General features: G+C 72.5%; 15 protein-coding genes and 1 pseudogene. 6 read left to right on the top strand and 10 right to left on the bottom strand.

From position 1 onward, the window contains the following. Window positions 1-30 precede the first annotated feature (30 nt). From ACZ597_RS29010 to fahA, 3 genes are all read right to left on the bottom strand, one after another. Complete coding sequence (locus tag ACZ597_RS29010; RefSeq protein WP_471336069.1) at window positions 31-651, bottom strand: hypothetical protein; 621 nt, start codon at window positions 649-651, stop codon at window positions 31-33. A gap of 102 nt (window positions 652-753) precedes the next feature. Continuing rightward, a complete protein-coding gene (locus tag ACZ597_RS29005; RefSeq protein WP_471336066.1) occupies window positions 754-1,359 on the bottom strand; it encodes a hypothetical protein in 606 nt (201 codons plus the stop codon). 121 nt (window positions 1,360-1,480) lie between these two features. After that, the gene (gene fahA / locus ACZ597_RS29000) at window positions 1,481-2,704 is read right to left on the bottom strand and encodes a fumarylacetoacetase (protein WP_471336063.1); all 1,224 of its coding nucleotides are present in this window, start codon (window positions 2,702-2,704) and stop codon (window positions 1,481-1,483) included. Window positions 2,705-2,845: 141 nt separating this feature from the next. Between fahA and ACZ597_RS28995 the strand changes: the two genes are divergently transcribed. Continuing rightward, window positions 2,846-3,652, top strand: coding sequence for an HAD family hydrolase (locus ACZ597_RS28995; RefSeq protein ID WP_471336059.1), 807 nt, complete (start codon window positions 2,846-2,848; stop codon window positions 3,650-3,652). A gap of 299 nt (window positions 3,653-3,951) precedes the next feature. Here the strand turns inward: ACZ597_RS28995 and ACZ597_RS28990 are convergent, their stop codons facing one another. Together ACZ597_RS28990 and ACZ597_RS28985 are read right to left on the bottom strand one after the other, a co-directional pair. Continuing rightward, window positions 3,952-5,958 carry a CocE/NonD family hydrolase gene (locus tag ACZ597_RS28990; RefSeq protein WP_471336056.1) on the bottom strand — a complete coding sequence of 669 codons (2,007 nt, stop codon included), beginning with the start codon at window positions 5,956-5,958 and terminating at the stop codon, window positions 3,952-3,954. Between the two features lie 20 nt (window positions 5,959-5,978). After that, on the bottom strand, window positions 5,979-7,496 hold the full coding sequence (locus ACZ597_RS28985) for a peptide MFS transporter (protein ID WP_471336053.1): 1,518 nt from the start codon (window positions 7,494-7,496) through the stop codon (window positions 5,979-5,981). A 190-nt stretch (window positions 7,497-7,686) separates the two neighbouring features. Here ACZ597_RS28985 and ACZ597_RS28980 point away from each other — a divergent pair, with 190 nt between their 5' ends. The 4 genes from ACZ597_RS28980 to ACZ597_RS28965 all read left to right on the top strand — a co-directional run bounded on the left by ACZ597_RS28980 (window position 7,687) and on the right by ACZ597_RS28965 (window position 10,851). Then, window positions 7,687-8,697: a polyprenyl synthetase family protein gene (locus ACZ597_RS28980; RefSeq protein ID WP_471336050.1), complete on the top strand. Its 1,011-nt coding sequence runs from the start codon at window positions 7,687-7,689 to the stop codon at window positions 8,695-8,697. Between the two features lie 226 nt (window positions 8,698-8,923). Further along, entirely contained in the window at window positions 8,924-10,138 is a 1,215-nt protein-coding gene (locus tag ACZ597_RS28975) for a LolA family protein (protein WP_471336047.1), read from the top strand. 96 nt (window positions 10,139-10,234) lie between these two features. Further along, the gene (locus ACZ597_RS28970; RefSeq protein WP_471336044.1) at window positions 10,235-10,438 is read left to right on the top strand and encodes a hypothetical protein; all 204 of its coding nucleotides are present in this window, start codon (window positions 10,235-10,237) and stop codon (window positions 10,436-10,438) included. Next, complete coding sequence (locus ACZ597_RS28965) at window positions 10,435-10,851, top strand: hypothetical protein (RefSeq protein ID WP_241253341.1); 417 nt, start codon at window positions 10,435-10,437, stop codon at window positions 10,849-10,851. The genes ACZ597_RS28970 and ACZ597_RS28965 overlap by 4 nt, the downstream gene beginning before the upstream one ends. Here ACZ597_RS28965 and ACZ597_RS28960 read toward each other — a convergent pair. From ACZ597_RS28960 to ACZ597_RS28945, 4 genes are all read right to left on the bottom strand, one after another. Then, the gene (locus ACZ597_RS28960; RefSeq protein ID WP_471336042.1) at window positions 10,825-11,223 is read right to left on the bottom strand and encodes a hypothetical protein; all 399 of its coding nucleotides are present in this window, start codon (window positions 11,221-11,223) and stop codon (window positions 10,825-10,827) included. The genes ACZ597_RS28965 and ACZ597_RS28960 overlap by 27 nt on opposite strands. A gap of 57 nt (window positions 11,224-11,280) precedes the next feature. After that, window positions 11,281-12,597, bottom strand: a complete 1,317-nt coding sequence (locus ACZ597_RS28955) for a M28 family metallopeptidase (RefSeq protein ID WP_471336040.1) — start codon at window positions 12,595-12,597, stop codon at window positions 11,281-11,283. Between the two features lie 217 nt (window positions 12,598-12,814). Next, window positions 12,815-13,831: an EamA family transporter RarD gene (gene rarD, locus ACZ597_RS28950; protein ID WP_471336037.1), complete on the bottom strand. Its 1,017-nt coding sequence runs from the start codon at window positions 13,829-13,831 to the stop codon at window positions 12,815-12,817. Window positions 13,832-13,952: 121 nt separating this feature from the next. Beyond that, window positions 13,953-14,807 (bottom strand): NAD(P)H-binding protein, encoded by an 855-nt coding sequence (locus ACZ597_RS28945; RefSeq protein ID WP_471336034.1) that lies wholly within the window; start codon window positions 14,805-14,807, stop codon window positions 13,953-13,955. A gap of 106 nt (window positions 14,808-14,913) precedes the next feature. Between ACZ597_RS28945 and ACZ597_RS28940 the strand changes: the two genes are divergently transcribed. Then, on the top strand, window positions 14,914-15,276 hold the full coding sequence (locus ACZ597_RS28940; RefSeq protein WP_471336031.1) for a winged helix-turn-helix transcriptional regulator: 363 nt from the start codon (window positions 14,914-14,916) through the stop codon (window positions 15,274-15,276). 34 nt (window positions 15,277-15,310) lie between these two features. Here the strand turns inward: ACZ597_RS28940 and ACZ597_RS28935 are convergent. Beyond that, window positions 15,311-15,477 (bottom strand): annotated as a pseudogene (locus ACZ597_RS28935) (2-oxoacid:ferredoxin oxidoreductase subunit beta); the annotation flags it as partial.

Below are 15,477 nucleotides of genomic sequence, written 5' to 3'. Positions count from 1 at the left end.
CCGGGCCCTTCGCCGTGCGGGCGGGGGCGGCTAGTGGCCGTGCGCGTGCGCCGGGGTGGCGGTCCCCGCGGCCGGGGTCTTCTTCGGGGGGCAGGTCAGGGCCGGGTTCCAGTTGTGGAAGCGGCCGGCCGGGTTGTCGGCGTACGCCCACATGTGGAGGTCGTAGTGCTTGGGCATGCCCGCCCAGTGGCCGGGCATCGGTCCGTCGAACGGCAGCCCGAACATGGTGGGCCGGTCGTCCGTGGTCTTCAGGTCCTGGTCCCGGTCGGCGGACATCCACTCCACCGTCTGGAGCTTGCGCCGGCCCTTGGCGTCCTTGTGGGTGCTGTAGAGGAGCGCGGTCGGCCTGGCGGGGTCCTTCGAACCCCAGTTGGACTCCTTGACGTAGTGGTAGCCCATGGTGCCGACCCCGAACGGGTTGGTCATGCACTCCTCGCCGTGCGGGACGTACCCGTCCTTCAGGGCCTCGCGCTCGTCCACGTACTTGGCGGTCACCGCCATCGCCGTGGCCATGTCGCGCATCGCCTGCGCGTTGCGGGGGTCGGGCGCCGGCCCGTCGACGGCCTGCGCCGGGGGCAGGGCGGTCAGGAGCAGGGACGCGCCGGCGACGGCACAGGCGAGCAGGGCCTTCGGGCTGCGGAGTACGGACATGGGAGCTCCTGGTGGTTCGGGGCCTGTCCCGGAGGGGCTTTCGTTCGTCCACCTTCGCGGCGGGGCCGCGGCCCTGCACGCGGCGGGATGCCAAACGGGGGGTCAGGAAGGCGCGGCGGCCGGGGGATCGGCGGGTGCGGGGGGTACGGCCGGGACGGCGGGGCGCGGCCGGGTGGTGCCGGGGAGGCAGACGACCTTCGGGTTGAAGGGCTCGAACCGCCCGGAGGGGTTCCGCTTCCACAGCCACAGGTGCAGGGAGTAGTGCACCTTCTGGCCCGCGTACCGGGCGGGCAGCGGGCCGCGGAACGGCTGCCCGAACAGGGAGGGCCGGTCGTCGTCGGTGTCGGTGCGGCCGTCGCGGTCGACGACCATCCATTCGAGGCCGGCCAGCTTCCAGTGCCCCGCGCCGTCGCCCTCGTAGAGCAGGGCCGTGGGCTTCTTGGGGTCGGTGGAGCCGTCGTAGGCGTGGTTGAAGTGCGGGTAGCCGAGGGCCCCGCCGCCTTCACCCGGGTTGACCACGCAGTACTGGTCGGGGACGTATCCGGCGGCGACGGCCAGCCGGTGGTCGCGGTACTTGGCGGTCGCCATGAAGGTCGCGGCCAGTTGCGCGGTGGGCGTGGCCGTCGGGGTGGCGGGGGCCGCGCCGAGCGTGAGGGAGGCGGCGGCCGCGAGGGCCAGGGGGGCGAGCTTTGCGGTACGAGGGGCCATGCGAGCAGGTTCACCTCGGCCCGGGACCCCCGCCACCCGGGCGGCGCGGGCGGAGTAAGGGGGCGGCGGAGGGGCGGAGAAGGGCGGCGTACCCCCGCCGCCCCTCCCCCCTTCCGTCCTGTCAGGCGGCGGTGATGCGGCCGGTGACCTCGCCGAGGCCGACGCGGGTGCCGTCGGCGCCGGGGGCCCACGCGGTGAGGGTGACGGTGTCCCCGTCCTCCAGGAACGTGCGCTTGCCGTCGGCGAGCTCGACGGCGTCACGGCCGTTCCAGGTGAGCTCCAGCAGGGAGCCGCGCTCGTCGACCTCCGGGCCGCTGACCGTGCCGGAGCCGTACACGTCGCCGGTGCGCAGCGAGGCGCCGTTGACGGTCATGTGGGCCAGCTGCTGGGCGGCGGTCCAGTACATCGAGGCGAACGGCGGCCGGGCCACCTCCTGCCCGTTGATGGAGACCGTGATGCGCAGGTCGAAGCCGCCGGGGCGGTCGACGTCGGAGTCGTCCAGGTAGGGCAGCAGCGGGAAGTCCCGGGCGGGCGGGGCGACGCGGGCCGCGTCCAGGGCCTCCAGGGGGGTGACCCAGGCGGAGACGGAGGTGGCGAACGACTTGCCGAGGAAGGGGCCGAGCGGCACGTACTCCCAGGCCTGGATGTCGCGCGCGGACCAGTCGTTGAGGAGGAACAGCCCGAAGACGTGGTCCTCGAAGTCGCCGAGCCCGACCGGACGGCCCATCTGGGAGGGGGTGCCGACGACGAAGCCGACCTCGGCCTCGATGTCGAGCTTCACGGACGGCCCGAACACCGGCGCGGGGTCGGTGGGTGCCTTGCGCTGCCCGGAGGGCCGCACCACGTCGGTGCCGGAGACCACGATGGTCCCCGACCGGCCGTGGTAACCGATGGGCAGGTGCTTCCAGTTGGGGGTGAGCGCGTCGCCGTCCGGGCGGAAGATCCGTCCGACGTTGGTGGCGTGGTGCTCGCTCGCGTAGAAGTCGACGTAGTCGGCGACCTCGTACGGCAGGTGCAGCTCCACTTCGTCGAGCGGCAGCAGGTGCGGCTCGACCGTCCCGCGGTGACCGGGGTCGGTGACCCAGGCGGTCAGCGCGCGGCGCACGTCCCGCCAGGCGGTGCGGCCGGCGGCCAGCAGCGGGTTCAGCGAACCCTGGGCGAGCAGCCCGGCGTACGGGGACCCGAGCGCGACGGCCACGGCCCCCGCGTCGAGCACGTACCCGCCGATGCGCACGCCGACCCGGCGGCGCTCCGGCTCCGCCGGGGTGGAGAAGACGCCGTAGGGGAGGTTGTGCGGCCCGAACGGGTCGCCCTCGGGGACATCGAGGGGGCTCTGCTGGGGCATGGGGTGCTGCCTCGCTTTCGAGGGGGGCCGGGGGTGTCCCGGGGGCTGGCTGACACGTTACGTGGCTGTTGGGGTCTGTGGGAGGCCGGATTAGGGCACTATTCATAGGACTTGTCCGAGGGGGTCCGTATCCTTGGCCGGGTGACTTCCGCCCTCCCCTATGCCTTGATCGCCACCGACCTGGACGGGACTCTGCTGCGCGCCGGTGACACCGTCTCCGCCCGCTCGTGCGCGGCGCTCGCGACGGCGCGCGCGGCCGGCGCCCGGCACATCGTCGTCACCGGCCGCCCGGTCCCACAGATCCGGCACGTCCTGGATGACCTTGGTTACTCGGGGCTCGCGGTGTGCGGGCAGGGCGCGCAGGTGTACGACGCGGCGCGCGGGATCCTGCTGCACTCCGTCGCGATGGACCGGGGCCTGGCCGAGGTGGCGCTCGGGAAGATCGAGGCGGAGATCGGCGAGGTGTACGTGGCCGTCAACCAGGAGGGGCTGGACGCGGAGATGCTGGTGGGCCCCGGCTACCGGATGCCGCACCCGCACCTGCCGATGGTGCGGGTCCGCGGGCGCGGCGAGCTGTGGTCGTCGCCGATCAACAAGGTGCTGCTCCAGCATCCGCGGCTGGACGACGACGAACTGACGCGGGTGGCACGGTCGGTGGTCGGCGACCTGGTGAACGTCACCATGGCGGGGGAGCACACGGTGGAACTCCAGCCGCCGGGCGTCGACAAGGCCACCGGGCTCGCGCGGGCGGCGTCCGTCCTGGAGGTCGCGGCGGAGTCGACGATCGCCTTCGGCGACATGCCGAACGACATCCCGATGTTCGCCTGGGCCGCCCACGGGGTGGCGATGGCCGACGCGCACCGCGAGCTGGTCGCCGTCGCCGACGAGGTCACCCTGTCGAACGAGGCGGACGGCATCGCGGTCGTCCTGGAACGCCTCTATTCCTGACGCGCCGCACCCCGTTCTTCACGCACCGCCCGCGGCTCGGCCGCGGGCGGCCTCACCGGCTTCGCGCCGCTGCGCCGGACTCCGTCCGTCGGTGCTGAGGCGTGCGGGGGCCTGGGGGCGGAGCCCCCAAGGAGGGGTCCGGGCGCAGCCCGGGGAACGGGCGAAGGGCGGGTAGGGGACCCCGCCCCGCGCAGCGGCCCACCACCCGCACCCGCCCACCGGCACCGGCCACCCGCCCCGGGGCCGGGCCGCGCGAGCGGCGCGTGGAGAAGGCGGCGGCGCGTCACGAAGGGGGCGGCTCAGCCCGCGGCGCGCGGGATGCGGCGTTGCCAGGTGCGGTGGAAGACGACCTCGTCGCCCTCGCGGCAGACGACCTCGTTCTCCGTCAGGAAGCCGCCCTCGTCGCAGGAGATCTCCGACCGGGTCTCCACCCGCGCGTCCCAGCCCTCCTCCGGCCGGTGCAGCCGGATCCGCCACTCGGAGCGGGTGCGGGCGGAGAGGGGGTCCGACTGCTGGATCTCGTACACCTCGGCCGCGTCCTCCTCGTACTCCAGCCCGTCCGGGTACACCCGCGTCCCCCCGTACCGGGGGTCCACCTCCAGCCGCCACACCCCGCGCGCGACGTCCCGTACGACGACCCGCTCCGGACGCGGCGCGTCCAGCGTCTCGGGGTGCACCACCCCCAGCGGCTCCGCCTGTTCCGGCGGCTCGAAGGCGATCCCCGCGTCGAGGGGGGAGGCCGAGCCGCGGATGGGGAGTTCCAGGGTGCTGCCCGCGGGGTCCAGGGTCCAGCCGGCCTCCGAGCCGGCCCGCGGCCAGATCCACGGCCAGTACGCGGAGGACACCGCCAGCCGGATCCGGTGCCCCGGCGGGAAGGAGTGCCCGATGCCGTTCAGCTCGAAGGTGACGTCCTCGTACGAGCCCGCCCGCCACGGCACCGCCCGGTCCCGGCCCTGCCGCGCCGACAGGTTCAGCGCCCCGCGCGTGACCAGCGTGGACGCCCCGTCGGGGGCGACGTCGCAGAGCCGGGCCACGACCTGCCCGTACGGGACGTCCATCCGCAGCCGCAGGGTGACCGAGGGCCGGCCCAGGATCTCCACGGGCTCGCCGTCGGCCACCGGGAACTCGAAGCACGCCGACTTCGCGTCCTCCTCCCGCTGGTCCGGCGGCAGGTCGGCGTCGTTGCCGAAGGGGAAGAAGCGCCCGGCGTCCAGCCCGGTGTGCTGCGGCGAGGCCACGGCCACCGGCGCGCCCTGGAGCCCGTACGAGACGGGTACGACCGAGGGCGACGGCCACGCCTTCTCCCCGACCCAGCGGCCCGGCAGCCGGTCGTACACGGTGGCGGGGCGGTGCGGGCCGCTGATCCACGCGCGCAGCAGGGGCTCGTCCATCACCCCGTTGTCGGCGCCCTTCAGCCAGTGGTCCCACCAGCGCAGGGTTTCCTGGAGGAAGCCGATCGCCGGCCCCGGCGGCAGCCCCCGGTCCGGGTACTGGTGCGACCAGGGGCCGATCAGGCCGCGCACCCGGGAGGCGGGCAGGCGGGAGACCAGCCGCAGCACCGTGTCCCGGTACGGGTCGTGCCAGCCGCCGACCGCGAGCACGGCCGCGCCGATCGCCCCGTAGTCCTCGCAGACGCTGCCGTGGCGCCAGTACGCGTCGCGGGTCTGGTGCGAGAGCCAGGTGTGGATCAGCGGCTCCACGCCCTCCAGCCGGTCCAGCCACATCCGGCGCCAGCCGTCGCCCGCGTAGCGCGGGTCCGGCGGGCGGGAGGAGAAGGCCAGCATGGTGGCGGCCCAGGCGTGCATGTCCACGGCCAGTACCGATCCGCCCATGTAGTGCACGTCGTTGTCGTAGCGGTCGTCCGAGGAGCAGACGGTGACGACGGCCTTCAGCGCCTCGGGCGCGAGCGCGGCGATCTGGAGGCTGTTGAAGCCGCCCCAGGAGATCCCGAACATCCCCACCGCCCCCGTGCACCAGGGCTGCGCCGCCAGCCACTCCACCACCGCGACCCCGTCGGCCAGTTCCCGTGCGTCGTACTCGTCGCCGGGCCGGCCCCCGCTGCACCCGTGGCCGCGCACGTCGACCCGTACGGAGGCGTAGCCGTGCCCGGCGTACCAGGGGTGGCGCTGGCGGTCGCGGGGCGCGGTCCAGTCGGTCAGCCGGTACGGGAGGTACTCCAGCAGGGCCGGGACGGGCTCGTCCGTGACCGGGCGCCAGATCCGGGCGTACAGCTCGATGCCCTCCGCCATCGGGATCCGGACATCCTCGTGGACGGTGGCGTACGGGAAGTCGGTACGGATGATCATCGGGTTCCTTCACCGGCCCCTCAGTGGACGGGATGCATCGTGCGGCGCAGCCAGGGCGCCGCGGCCACCACGGCCAGGCCCGCGGCGACCGCGACGGCGCCGTTGACGCCGAAGTACACGGGGTTGGAGACCTGGCCGTACACCTTGACCACCTGGGCCTGGATGCCGTTGGCGAGCGCCAGCGACAGGAACCACAGGGCCATCGTCTGGCTCGCGTACGCGCTGGGGGCGAGCTTCGTGGTGGCGGACATCCCGGAGGTCTCCAGGAGGACGTCTCCGAGCGCGAGCAGCAGGTAGGAGCCGACGATCCACCAGGCGGCCATCCGGTAGGCGCCGCCGTCGTGGCCGGAGGTCGGCCAGACCATCAGCAGGAAGGACAGGCCGCCCAGGACGACGCCGATGGCGATCTTGTTGGAGGCGTGCGGCTGGCGGCGGCCCATCCGCACCCACAGCGCCGCCACCAGCGGGGCGAGGGCCACCTCGAAGGCGCCGAGCGCGGAGGCGTACCAGCCGGCGGGGAAGTGGAAGCCGAGGATCTCGGTCCGGGCGTTCGTCGAGGCCAGCAGCATCATCGTCGAGTAGGCCTGGAAGAGGATGAAGTTGAAGGCGACGGAGGCGAGGAAGAGCACCACGTACGGGCGCAGGCGTCCGCGCTCCTCGGGCGTCACCCGTGGGCTGCGGAACATGAGCGCGAAGTAGACGACCGGGGCGATCACCGAGACGAGGGTCAGCAGGTCGACGAAACGGCCCATCGTCAACCAGCCGATACCCGCCAGGAGGGTGGCGAGTGCGGCGAAGGCGACGCACCCGCCGGCGATCCGCCGGACGGCGGTCCGCATCGCGTCGGGGGCGAGCGCGTACTCGGCGGAGTGCTTGCGCCCGGCGAGGTGGCGGCGGCCGAGGACGTACTGGACGAGGCCCGCGGTCATGCCGACGGCGGCGGCGGAGAAGCCCCAGTGCCAGCCCTGGTGTTCGCCGAGCCAGCCGGTGACCAGCGGTCCGGCGAAGGCGCCGATGTTGATGCCCGTGTAGTAGAGGGCGAACCCGGCGTCGCGCCGCTCGTCGTCCGTGCGGTAGAGCCTGCCGACCATGCTGGCCACGTTGGGCTTGAGCAGGCCGGTACCGGCGCTGATCAGGCCGAGGCCGGTCCAGGTCATGGCGGCCGTGGGCACGGCCATGGCGTAGTGGCCGCAGGCGATCAGGATGCCGCCGGCCAGGACGGCGCGGTAGGAGCCGAGGATCCGGTCGGCGAGCCAGCCGCCGGCCACGGACACGAGGTAGACCATGGTGCCGTAGGCCGCCGAGACGGAGGCGGCGGTGGCCGGGTCCATGCCGAGGCCGCCGTGTGCCACCGTGTCCGCGAAGTAGAGGACGAGGATGGCCTGCATGCCCAGGAAGGAGAACCGCTCCCAGACCTCCAGCCCGGAGAGCGTGGCCAGGCCCCTGGGGTGCCCGAGGAAGGCGTGGTCGTCCGAGGGCGGCGGCTGGTCCGCCCCGGGGTCTCCGGGCTCGTCTGTTTCGGTGGCAGTTCTGGACAAAACGCATTCTCCGGTTGTTTCGGCTTTCACCGAACATACCGGGGTGGATCGGACTGCGCGTGTGCGGCAACCGGACAGGCGCTCTCGGTGATCGAAAACAGACCGGATACGCTGGCTTGAGTGATGGCAGCGACACATCGACAATCCATGTGATCGTCAGCGTGATCGTCAGCAGACAGGAGTACCCCTCGTGACCGTCGTCGGGCCGTTCGGACTGAGCGTGCGGGACCAGGCTCTTGAGACCGATGTCCAGGCCGGACTGGCCGCCGTCGAGGCGGGTCTGCTGGAGGCCACCAAGAGCGAAGTCCCCTTCATCACCGAGGCCGCGCAGCATCTGGTGCGCGCCGGAGGCAAGCGGTTCAGGCCGCTGCTGGTGATGCTGGCCTCCCGCTTCGGCGACCCCTACGCGCCCGGGATCGTCCCGTCCGCGGTGGTCGTGGAGCTCACCCACCTGGCGACGCTCTACCACGACGACGTCATGGACGAGGCGGACGTGCGCCGGGGGGTGGAGAGCGCGAACGCCCGCTGGGGCAACTCCGTGGCCGTCCTGACGGGTGACTTCCTGTTCGCCCGTGCGTCGCACATCCTCGCGGACCTCGGGCCGGAGGCCGTGCGCATCCAGGCGGAGGCCTTCGAGCGGCTCGTGACGGGCCAGATCCTGGAGACGGCCGGTCCGCGCGACGGCCGCGACCCGGTCGCGCACTACCTGGACGTCATCGCCGGCAAGACCGGCTCGCTGATCGCCGTCTCCGGCCGCTTCGGCGCGCTGATGTCCGGTGCCGACGAGTCCGTCGTCGACATCCTGACCCAGTACGGCGAGCGCCTCGGCACCGCCTTCCAGCTCGCGGACGACGTCCTCGACATCGCCTCCGACTCGCACGAGTCCGGCAAGACCCCGGGCACCGACCTGCGCGAGGGCATCCCGACCCTGCCCGTGCTGCGGCTGCGCGAGATGGCCGAGCGGGACCGGCGCCCGGAGGACCTGGAGCTCGTCGCCCTGCTGGACGGCGACCTGACGGACGACGCCCGGCACGCCGAGGTCCTGGCCCGGCTGCGGGTGCACCCCGCGCTGGAGCGGGCCCGCCGCGACACCGTCCAGTACGCGGAGGACGCGCGCGCCACGCTCGCCCCGCTGCCGGAGTGCTTCGCGAAGTCGGCGCTGGAAGAGCTGTGCGACGCGGTGGTCCACCGCGCGGGCTGACCCTGCCGCCATTTGTTGCGGAACGGGCCCCTCCGCCTCGCGACCCCTACGGGTCCGGGTGGAGGGGCCCTTCCCGTGTCATCCCACGGTCGTACGCGGAGTTGATTCCGGGGACTGACGCCCCCGGCGCCCCGATTTGGTCAGATGGAGTCATCGAACCCCACCGGATCGGGTGAGTGCGGCGCCACGGGGGCCGCCGCCGAAGACACAGAGGGCAGGGCATTCAATGGCAGCGAACACGAAGACCTCGCGCAAGGCCGCCCGGTACGCCGTACCGGTAGCCGTGGCGGGTGTCGCGGCGGCAACCGTCGCGATGGTCCCGGCCTTCGCCAACGCCGGAGGCCCGGACCTGCCCAAGGTGACGGCGCAGCAGCTGATCGAGAAGGTCGCGGCCTCCGAGGTGCAGCAGCTCTCCGGCACCGCCAAGATCACCACCGACCTCGGACTGCCGAAGCTCGCCTCCGGGCTGCTGGGCGGCGGCGGGGTCGCGGGCGGCTCGGCCAACCCCGAGGACAAGATCGCGCAGCTGGCGAACGGGACGCACACCTTCCGCGTCGCGGCCGACGGCCCCGACCGCCAGAAGCTGACCTTCCTCGACGGCAAGGACGAGTACACCCTCGTCCACAACGGCCAGGACGTCTGGGGCTACGACTCCAAGTCCAACGAGGTCTTCCACGACAAGGACGCCCGGGGCGCCGGCCAGGACCACAAGAAGACCGCCGAGCGCCTCCCGGCCTCGCCGCAGGAGCTGGCGCAGGAGGTCCTCAAGGCCGCCGGCCCCACCACCGACATCAGCGTGGGCGACACCGCGCAGGTCGCCGGGCGCGACGCCTACCAGCTGGTCCTCAAGCCGAAGCAGAGCGGTTCCACCGTCGGCTCGGTGCAGATCGCGGTCGACGCCAAGAACGGCGTGCCGCTGCGCATCCAGCTGCTGTCCAGCCAGGGCGGCAAGCCGATCGTCGACGCGGGCTTCACCCAGGTGGACTTCGCCAAGCCGGCCGCCGACGCCTTCACGTTCACCCCGCCGAAGGGCGCCAAGGTGACCGAGGGCACCGAGCACGGCAAGGGGCAGAAGGAGGACAAGCCGTTCAAGGCGCTGGAGTCCTTCCCCGGCCTCGGTGACCTGACGGGCGGGGCGAACGGAAAGGGTGACGTGAAGGTCCTCGGCGAGGGCTGGTCCACGGTCGCGCGCATCGACTCGGGCGCGGGCCAGGCCGGGAAGTCCGGCAAGTCCCTCAAGGAACTCGAGAACGACAAGAACGCGCCCAAGGAGGCCAAGCAGTTCCTGAACTCCCTCGGCGACAAGGTCACCGGGAAGTTCGGCGAGGGCCGGGTCTTCTCGACCCGCCTGGTCAACGCGCTGATCACGGACGACGGCAAGGTCTACGTCGGCGCGGTCACCAAGGACCAGCTGGTGAAGACGGCCGACTCCGCCAAGTAGCCGCCACGGCACGGGGGTGGCCCGGGACCTGTGTCCCGGGCCACCCTTCTGCCGTTCCCCTCCTGCGTACAGCGGTCCCGCTGTACGGTGATGGACATGTCGAGACACGTCACCATCCGCCTGGACGAAGAGTTCCACGAACGCCTCAAGGCGCGCGCGGCGGCGTTGGGGACGACGGTCACCGCGCTCATCACCGAGGTCACGGAACGCGAACTCGACGAGGACCGCGAGACGTTCCTCACCGGCATCGAGGAGTTCGCCGACCACTGGGGCTACTTCCAGGAGCGGTTCGGCAATTGAAGATCACCATGGAGTGGGCCTGGACCGCGCTGGCCCACCATCTGCCGTCGGATCCCGCCGTCTGGGACCCCTCCGGGGTGGCCGCAGCCGTCGCCCGGCACCAGAACGACCTGGTCATGGTCCCGGAGCAGCCCGCCCCCGACACCGCCTGGCGGGCCGCGGCCTTCCTGCACACGCTCGCCGTCTGCCCCGCGCTGGAATCCCCGATGAACGAGTTCTACGCAGCCGCCGCGACCCGCTCGTACCTGCGGGTGGCCGGCGCGAAGCAGCTGCCCTCGCCCGAGGAGCTCGGCGACCTCGTGGAGGCCGCGAAGCTGGGCCGCGCGGACGTGGCCGCGGTCGCCCAGGAGCTGCGCGCCCGCATCCAGGAGCCGCTGTCCGCCTCGCTACGCCCCGGCGCGGAGGACGCGTAGCACCATCGGGGCCTCGTCGGGGTGCAGCCGCAGTTCCGTGGCGCCGTCCTCCGAGCGGAAGGCGACGCCGAGCTCGTCCGCGGAGACCGGCTCCAGGGGCGGGAAGCCGGCCGGCAGGGCGGCCGGGGCGCCCTCGGCGTACCAGTGGACGGGGCCGGCCGCGCCGCCCGGCGGCAGCTCCAGGTGCCCCTCGCGCCACCGGCCGTCGGTGAGTGCGCCGTCCCGCAGGTCGCAGGGGACGCGGACGGCGAGGCCCCGGGCGTGGTCCGCGAGCCGGCGGAGCCGCCGCCGTCTGCGCACCAGGAGTGCGGGGTTGACGGCGGCGGCGGCCTGCGCGAGCAGTGTGAACAGGGCGGCGATCAGCTCCGGCATGATCCGATCAGATCACGCCGGAGCCCTAGAGGTCTAGACCAGTCTGCCGGTTCTCGGTCAGAAGGTGATCTTCCAGCTGTTGATGTAGCCCACGTCCTGCGCGGCCACGTCCTTGACCTGGAGCTTCCAGACGCCGTTGGCGACCTCGCTGGAGGCGTTCACCGTGTAGCTGGTGACCAGGTTGTCGGCGGAGTCCGAGCTGGAGTTCTTCAGCCGGTACGCCGTCCCGTCCGGGGCGATCAGGTCGATCACCAGGTCGCCGCGGTAGGTGTGGACGATGTTCACGTCGACCTTGGTGGTGGCCGGAGCGTTGCCCGTGACGCCCGAGACCGTGATCGGCGAGGTCACCGCGGCGGCGGGGGAGTCCGGGATGTTCACGTCCGCCGTGTTCTCGAAGGACGGGCCCGGCGGGACCGGGGTGGCCGCCCCGAGGTTCCAGATCGCGTAGGCGATGGCGTCGGCGTTGCGGTCCAGGGCGGTGTCGTTGATGTTCGCCGTGGTGTCGCAGGACGAGTGGTAGCAGCGGTCGAAGGCCTGGCCGGAGGTGCCGCCCCACTTCTGGGCCTGGGCGGCCGTCTTGGTGTAGTCGGCGCCGGAGAACAGGCCGCCGACCGGGATCCCGGCGTTCTTGAACGGCGCGTGGTCGGAGCGGCCGTCGCCCTCGGTCTCGATCTCGGTGGGGATGCCGAGGCCCGCGTAGTAGTTCTTGAAGGTCTGCTCGATCGTCGGGTCGTCGTCGTAGACGAAGTAGCCCGGGTTCGGCGAGCCGATCATGTCGAAGTTCAGGTAGCCGGAGATCTTCGCCTTCTCCGCCGCCGGCAGGCTGTTGACGTAGTACTTCGAGCCGACCAGGCCCAGCTCCTCCGCGCCCCACCAGCCGAAGCGCAGGTGCTTCGTCGGCTGGAGGTTCGCGCGGGACACCGCGAGCGCCGCCTCCAGGACGGCCGCCGAGCCGGAGCCGTTGTCGTTGATGCCGGGGCCCGAGGTCACCGAGTCCAGGTGGGAGCCGGACATCAGGACCGAGTTCGGGTCGCCGCCCGGCCAGTCGGCTATCAGGTTGTAGCCGGTCGCGCCGCTGGAGGTGAAGGTCTGCAGGCTGGTGGTGAAGCCCGCCGCGTCCAGCTTGGCCTTCACGTAGTCGATCGAGGCCTTGTAGCCGGCCCGGCCGTGGGCGCGGTTGCCGCCGTTGTTGGTGGCGATGGTCTGGAGCTGCGTCAGGTGCGCCTTGACGTTGGCCAGCGGGATGTCCGGCGGGGTCGGCGCCGCGGTGACGGCCGTGGGTGCCGCGAGCGCGGCGGGAGAGGTGGCGGCCAGCAGCCCCGCGACCGCGAGGGCGGACGCGGCGGCAAGACGCCGGGAGACGGACAGGCTCATGTGGGGGCTCCGGGATTCCGTTGGGATGATCCGTTGGGGATGAGACGGAACGTGCGGGAATCGTGCAGGTGAGCGTTGGTGCGTCAGTGCGAGCCTGATGTTCAGCGAGAGTATGACTATCCGTCAAGACCACAATCCGGTCAGGGTAGTTCGGAAAACGGACGATCCCCGGTACGGATGTTCCGTACCGGGGATCGTGTGGTGTATCGCTGTGCGGTTACGCGGGTTCGCGGCTCGGAGCCGGATCCGTGCCGGACGCGGCCGGAGCCCCTCCGGGGCCGGCCCCGGATGCGGACGCGGGCACGGCCCCGGCCGCCGCCGTGGCGGACGCCTCGGCGAGCAGGGCCCGCGAGCGCCGGGCGGTCCGCAGCGCGTCCCAGGTCAGCAGCACCAGCGCGGTCCAGACCAGCGAGAAGCCGGCCCATCGCTCCGGCGGCATCGCCTCGTGGAAGTAGACGACCCCGAGCGCGAACTGGAACACCGGCGCCAGGTACTGGAGCAGCCCCAGCGTGGACAGCGGCACCCGGATCGCGGCCGCCCCGAAGCAGACCAGCGGGATCGCGGTGACCAGTCCGGTCGCGGCCAGCAGCGCCGAGTGCCCGAGCCCTTCTGCGGCGAAGGTGGACCGCCCCTGTACGCCCAGCCAGACCAGGTAGCCCAGGGCGGGCAGGAACTGCAGTGCCGTCTCGGCGGCCAGCGACTCCAGTCCGCCCATGTCGAGCTTCTTCTTGATCAGCCCGTAGGCGGCGAAGGAGAAGGCCAGCGTGAGCGAGATCCACGGCAGCCGCCCGTAGCCGATGGACAGCACCGCCACGGCGGCGAAGCCGATCCCCACCGCCGCCCACTGGGCCCGGCGCAGCCGTTCGCCCAGCACCAGGACGCCGATGGCGATGGTGACCAGCGGGTTGATGAAGTACCCGAGGCTGGCCTCGACGACCTGGCCGTTGTTGACCGCCCAGATGTAGAGGCCCCAGTTCACGCTGATCACGGCCGCCGCAAGGGCCGTCAGCCCGAGCTTGCGCGGCTGCCGGGCGATCTCGGCGATCCAGCCCCAGCGGCGCAGCGCGAGGAGCGCGATGCCGACCACGGCCAGTGACCAGACCATGCGGTGGGCGAGGATCTCGATCGCCCCGGAGGGCTTGAGCAGGGGCCAGAAGAGGGGGACGAGCCCCCACATCCCGTATGCGCCGAATCCGTAGAGCAAACCCGTGCGCTGCTCGTTCTCCGCCTTCACGGGCCCTCCAGTGCGACTTCCGGCCAATCTCACAACCTCACGACGGTATCGCCGTACGGCGCTGCTGTCATGCCCGTTCCGGGGAGATACTCATGACACCGCGGGGGCGGGAGGGTCGGGATCAGGCCAGGGCGGTGGCGATGGCCTCCGCCACCGGCGTCGTCGGGCGCCCGATCAGGCGCGACAGGTCACCGCTGGTCCCCGCCAGCCGGCCGCGCGAGATCGCCGCGTCCACGTCGACGAGGATCGCCGCGAAGGGTTCGGGCACCCCGGCGCCGGTCAGCACCGTCAGGTGCGCGTCGGCCGGGACGGCGGCGTACGAGACCTCCCGGCCGGACTGCCGCGCCACCTCGTCGGCGTACTCTGCCAGGCTCCAGGCGGTGTCCCCGGACAGCTCGTAGACCCGGCCCAGGTGGCCCTCGCCGGTCAGCACCGCCGCGGCGGCCGCCGCGTAGTCGGCCCGCGCCGCCGAGGCGATCCGGCCCTCGCCCGCGCTGCCGACGACCGCACCGTGCTCCAGGACGACGGGGAGCTGGGCGGTGTAGTTCTCGTGGTACCAGCCGTTGCGCAGGAAGGTGTGGGGCAGCCCCGAGTCGAGGATGGCCCGCTCGGTGGCCTTGTGCTCGGCGGCCAGCTCGAAGTCGGCCTCGGGCCCGCCGAGGATGCCGGTGTAGGCCAGCTGGGCGACCCCGGCCGCCGCGGCGGCCTCGATCACGGCGGTGTGCTGCGGGATCCGCCGCCCGACCTCGCTGCCGGAGATCAGCAGGACCCGGTCGCCGGCCCGGAAGGCGCGGGCCAGGGCGGCCGGGTCGCCGTAGTCGGCGATCCGTACGTCGATGCCGCGCGCGGCCAGGTCGGCCGCTTTCTCCGCGCTGCGTACGACCACGGCCAGCTCGGCGGCCGGGACCCGGTGCAGCAGTTCCTCGACGACGAGGCGGCCGAGGGATCCGGTGGCTCCGGTGACGACGATGCTCATGATGCGCTCCTGGTGCGTGGGTTTTCGGGGTCCTGCGGGGTGATGACACCAGCGTATGGAGAGCGCTAACTATTCGTAAGTACCCACTTCAAAGTAAGGTACTGGCATGGACGTAAGTGTGAAGGCCCCGATGTGCCCGTCGCGCGGGATCCTGGAGCACGTCACCAGCCGCTGGGGCGTACTGGTCCTCGCCGCCCTGGTGGAGCGCTCGTACCGGTTCAGCGAGCTGCGCCGGGAGGTGGGCGGGGTCAGCGAGAAGATGCTCGCCCAGACCCTCCGGACGCTGGAGCGCGACGGCTTCGTACGGCGCCACGCGCACCCGGTGATCCCGCCGCACGTGGACTACTCCCTGACGGAGCTGGGCCGGGAGGCCGCCGAGCAGGTGTGGGGCCTGGCCCGCTGGACGGAACGCCGCACCGGCGAGGTGCAGCGGGCCCGGGCGGCGTACGACGAAGCCCGGACCCCCTAGCGGGGTCCGGGCTCGCGGTCGTCGGCCGGGTGCCTCAGCCGATCACGGTCCAGGTGTCGGAGCCGGCGAGCAGGGTCGCCAGGTCGCCCTTGCCGCGCTGGTCGACGGCTGTGTCGAGCTGGTCGGCCATGAGGGTGTCGTAGACGGGTCGTTCCACGCTCCGGAAGACGCCGATGGGGGTCTGGTGGAGGGTGTCGGGGT

The organism is Streptomyces sp. NPDC040718 (assembly GCF_055593565.1).
The sequence above is the reverse complement of the archived record's forward strand: the minus strand, read 5'-3'. Positions and strand labels throughout refer to the sequence as shown.

Bases quoted from the DNA above. Each gene is read 5' to 3' on its own strand.
- ACZ597_RS28955 (WP_471336040.1), bottom strand. From the start codon at position 12,597: ATGAGCCTGTCCGTCTCCCGGCGTCTTGCCGCCGCGTCCGCCCTCGCG.
- ACZ597_RS29005 (WP_471336066.1), bottom strand. From the start codon at position 1,359: ATGGCCCCTCGTACCGCAAAGCTCGCCCCCCTGGCCCTCGCGGCCGCC.
- ACZ597_RS28945 (WP_471336034.1), bottom strand. From the start codon at position 14,807: ATGAGCATCGTCGTCACCGGAGCCACCGGATCCCTCGGCCGCCTCGTC.
- ACZ597_RS28960 (WP_471336042.1), bottom strand. From the start codon at position 11,223: ATGCCGGAGCTGATCGCCGCCCTGTTCACACTGCTCGCGCAGGCCGCC.
- ACZ597_RS29010 (WP_471336069.1), bottom strand. From the start codon at position 651: ATGTCCGTACTCCGCAGCCCGAAGGCCCTGCTCGCCTGTGCCGTCGCC.
- ACZ597_RS28970 (WP_471336044.1), top strand. From the start codon at position 10,235: ATGTCGAGACACGTCACCATCCGCCTGGACGAAGAGTTCCACGAACGC.
- ACZ597_RS28990 (WP_471336056.1), bottom strand. From the start codon at position 5,958: ATGATCATCCGTACCGACTTCCCGTACGCCACCGTCCACGAGGATGTC.
- ACZ597_RS28940 (WP_471336031.1), top strand. From the start codon at position 14,914: ATGGACGTAAGTGTGAAGGCCCCGATGTGCCCGTCGCGCGGGATCCTG.
- ACZ597_RS28975 (WP_471336047.1), top strand. From the start codon at position 8,924: ATGGCAGCGAACACGAAGACCTCGCGCAAGGCCGCCCGGTACGCCGTA.
- fahA (WP_471336063.1), bottom strand. From the start codon at position 2,704: ATGCCCCAGCAGAGCCCCCTCGATGTCCCCGAGGGCGACCCGTTCGGG.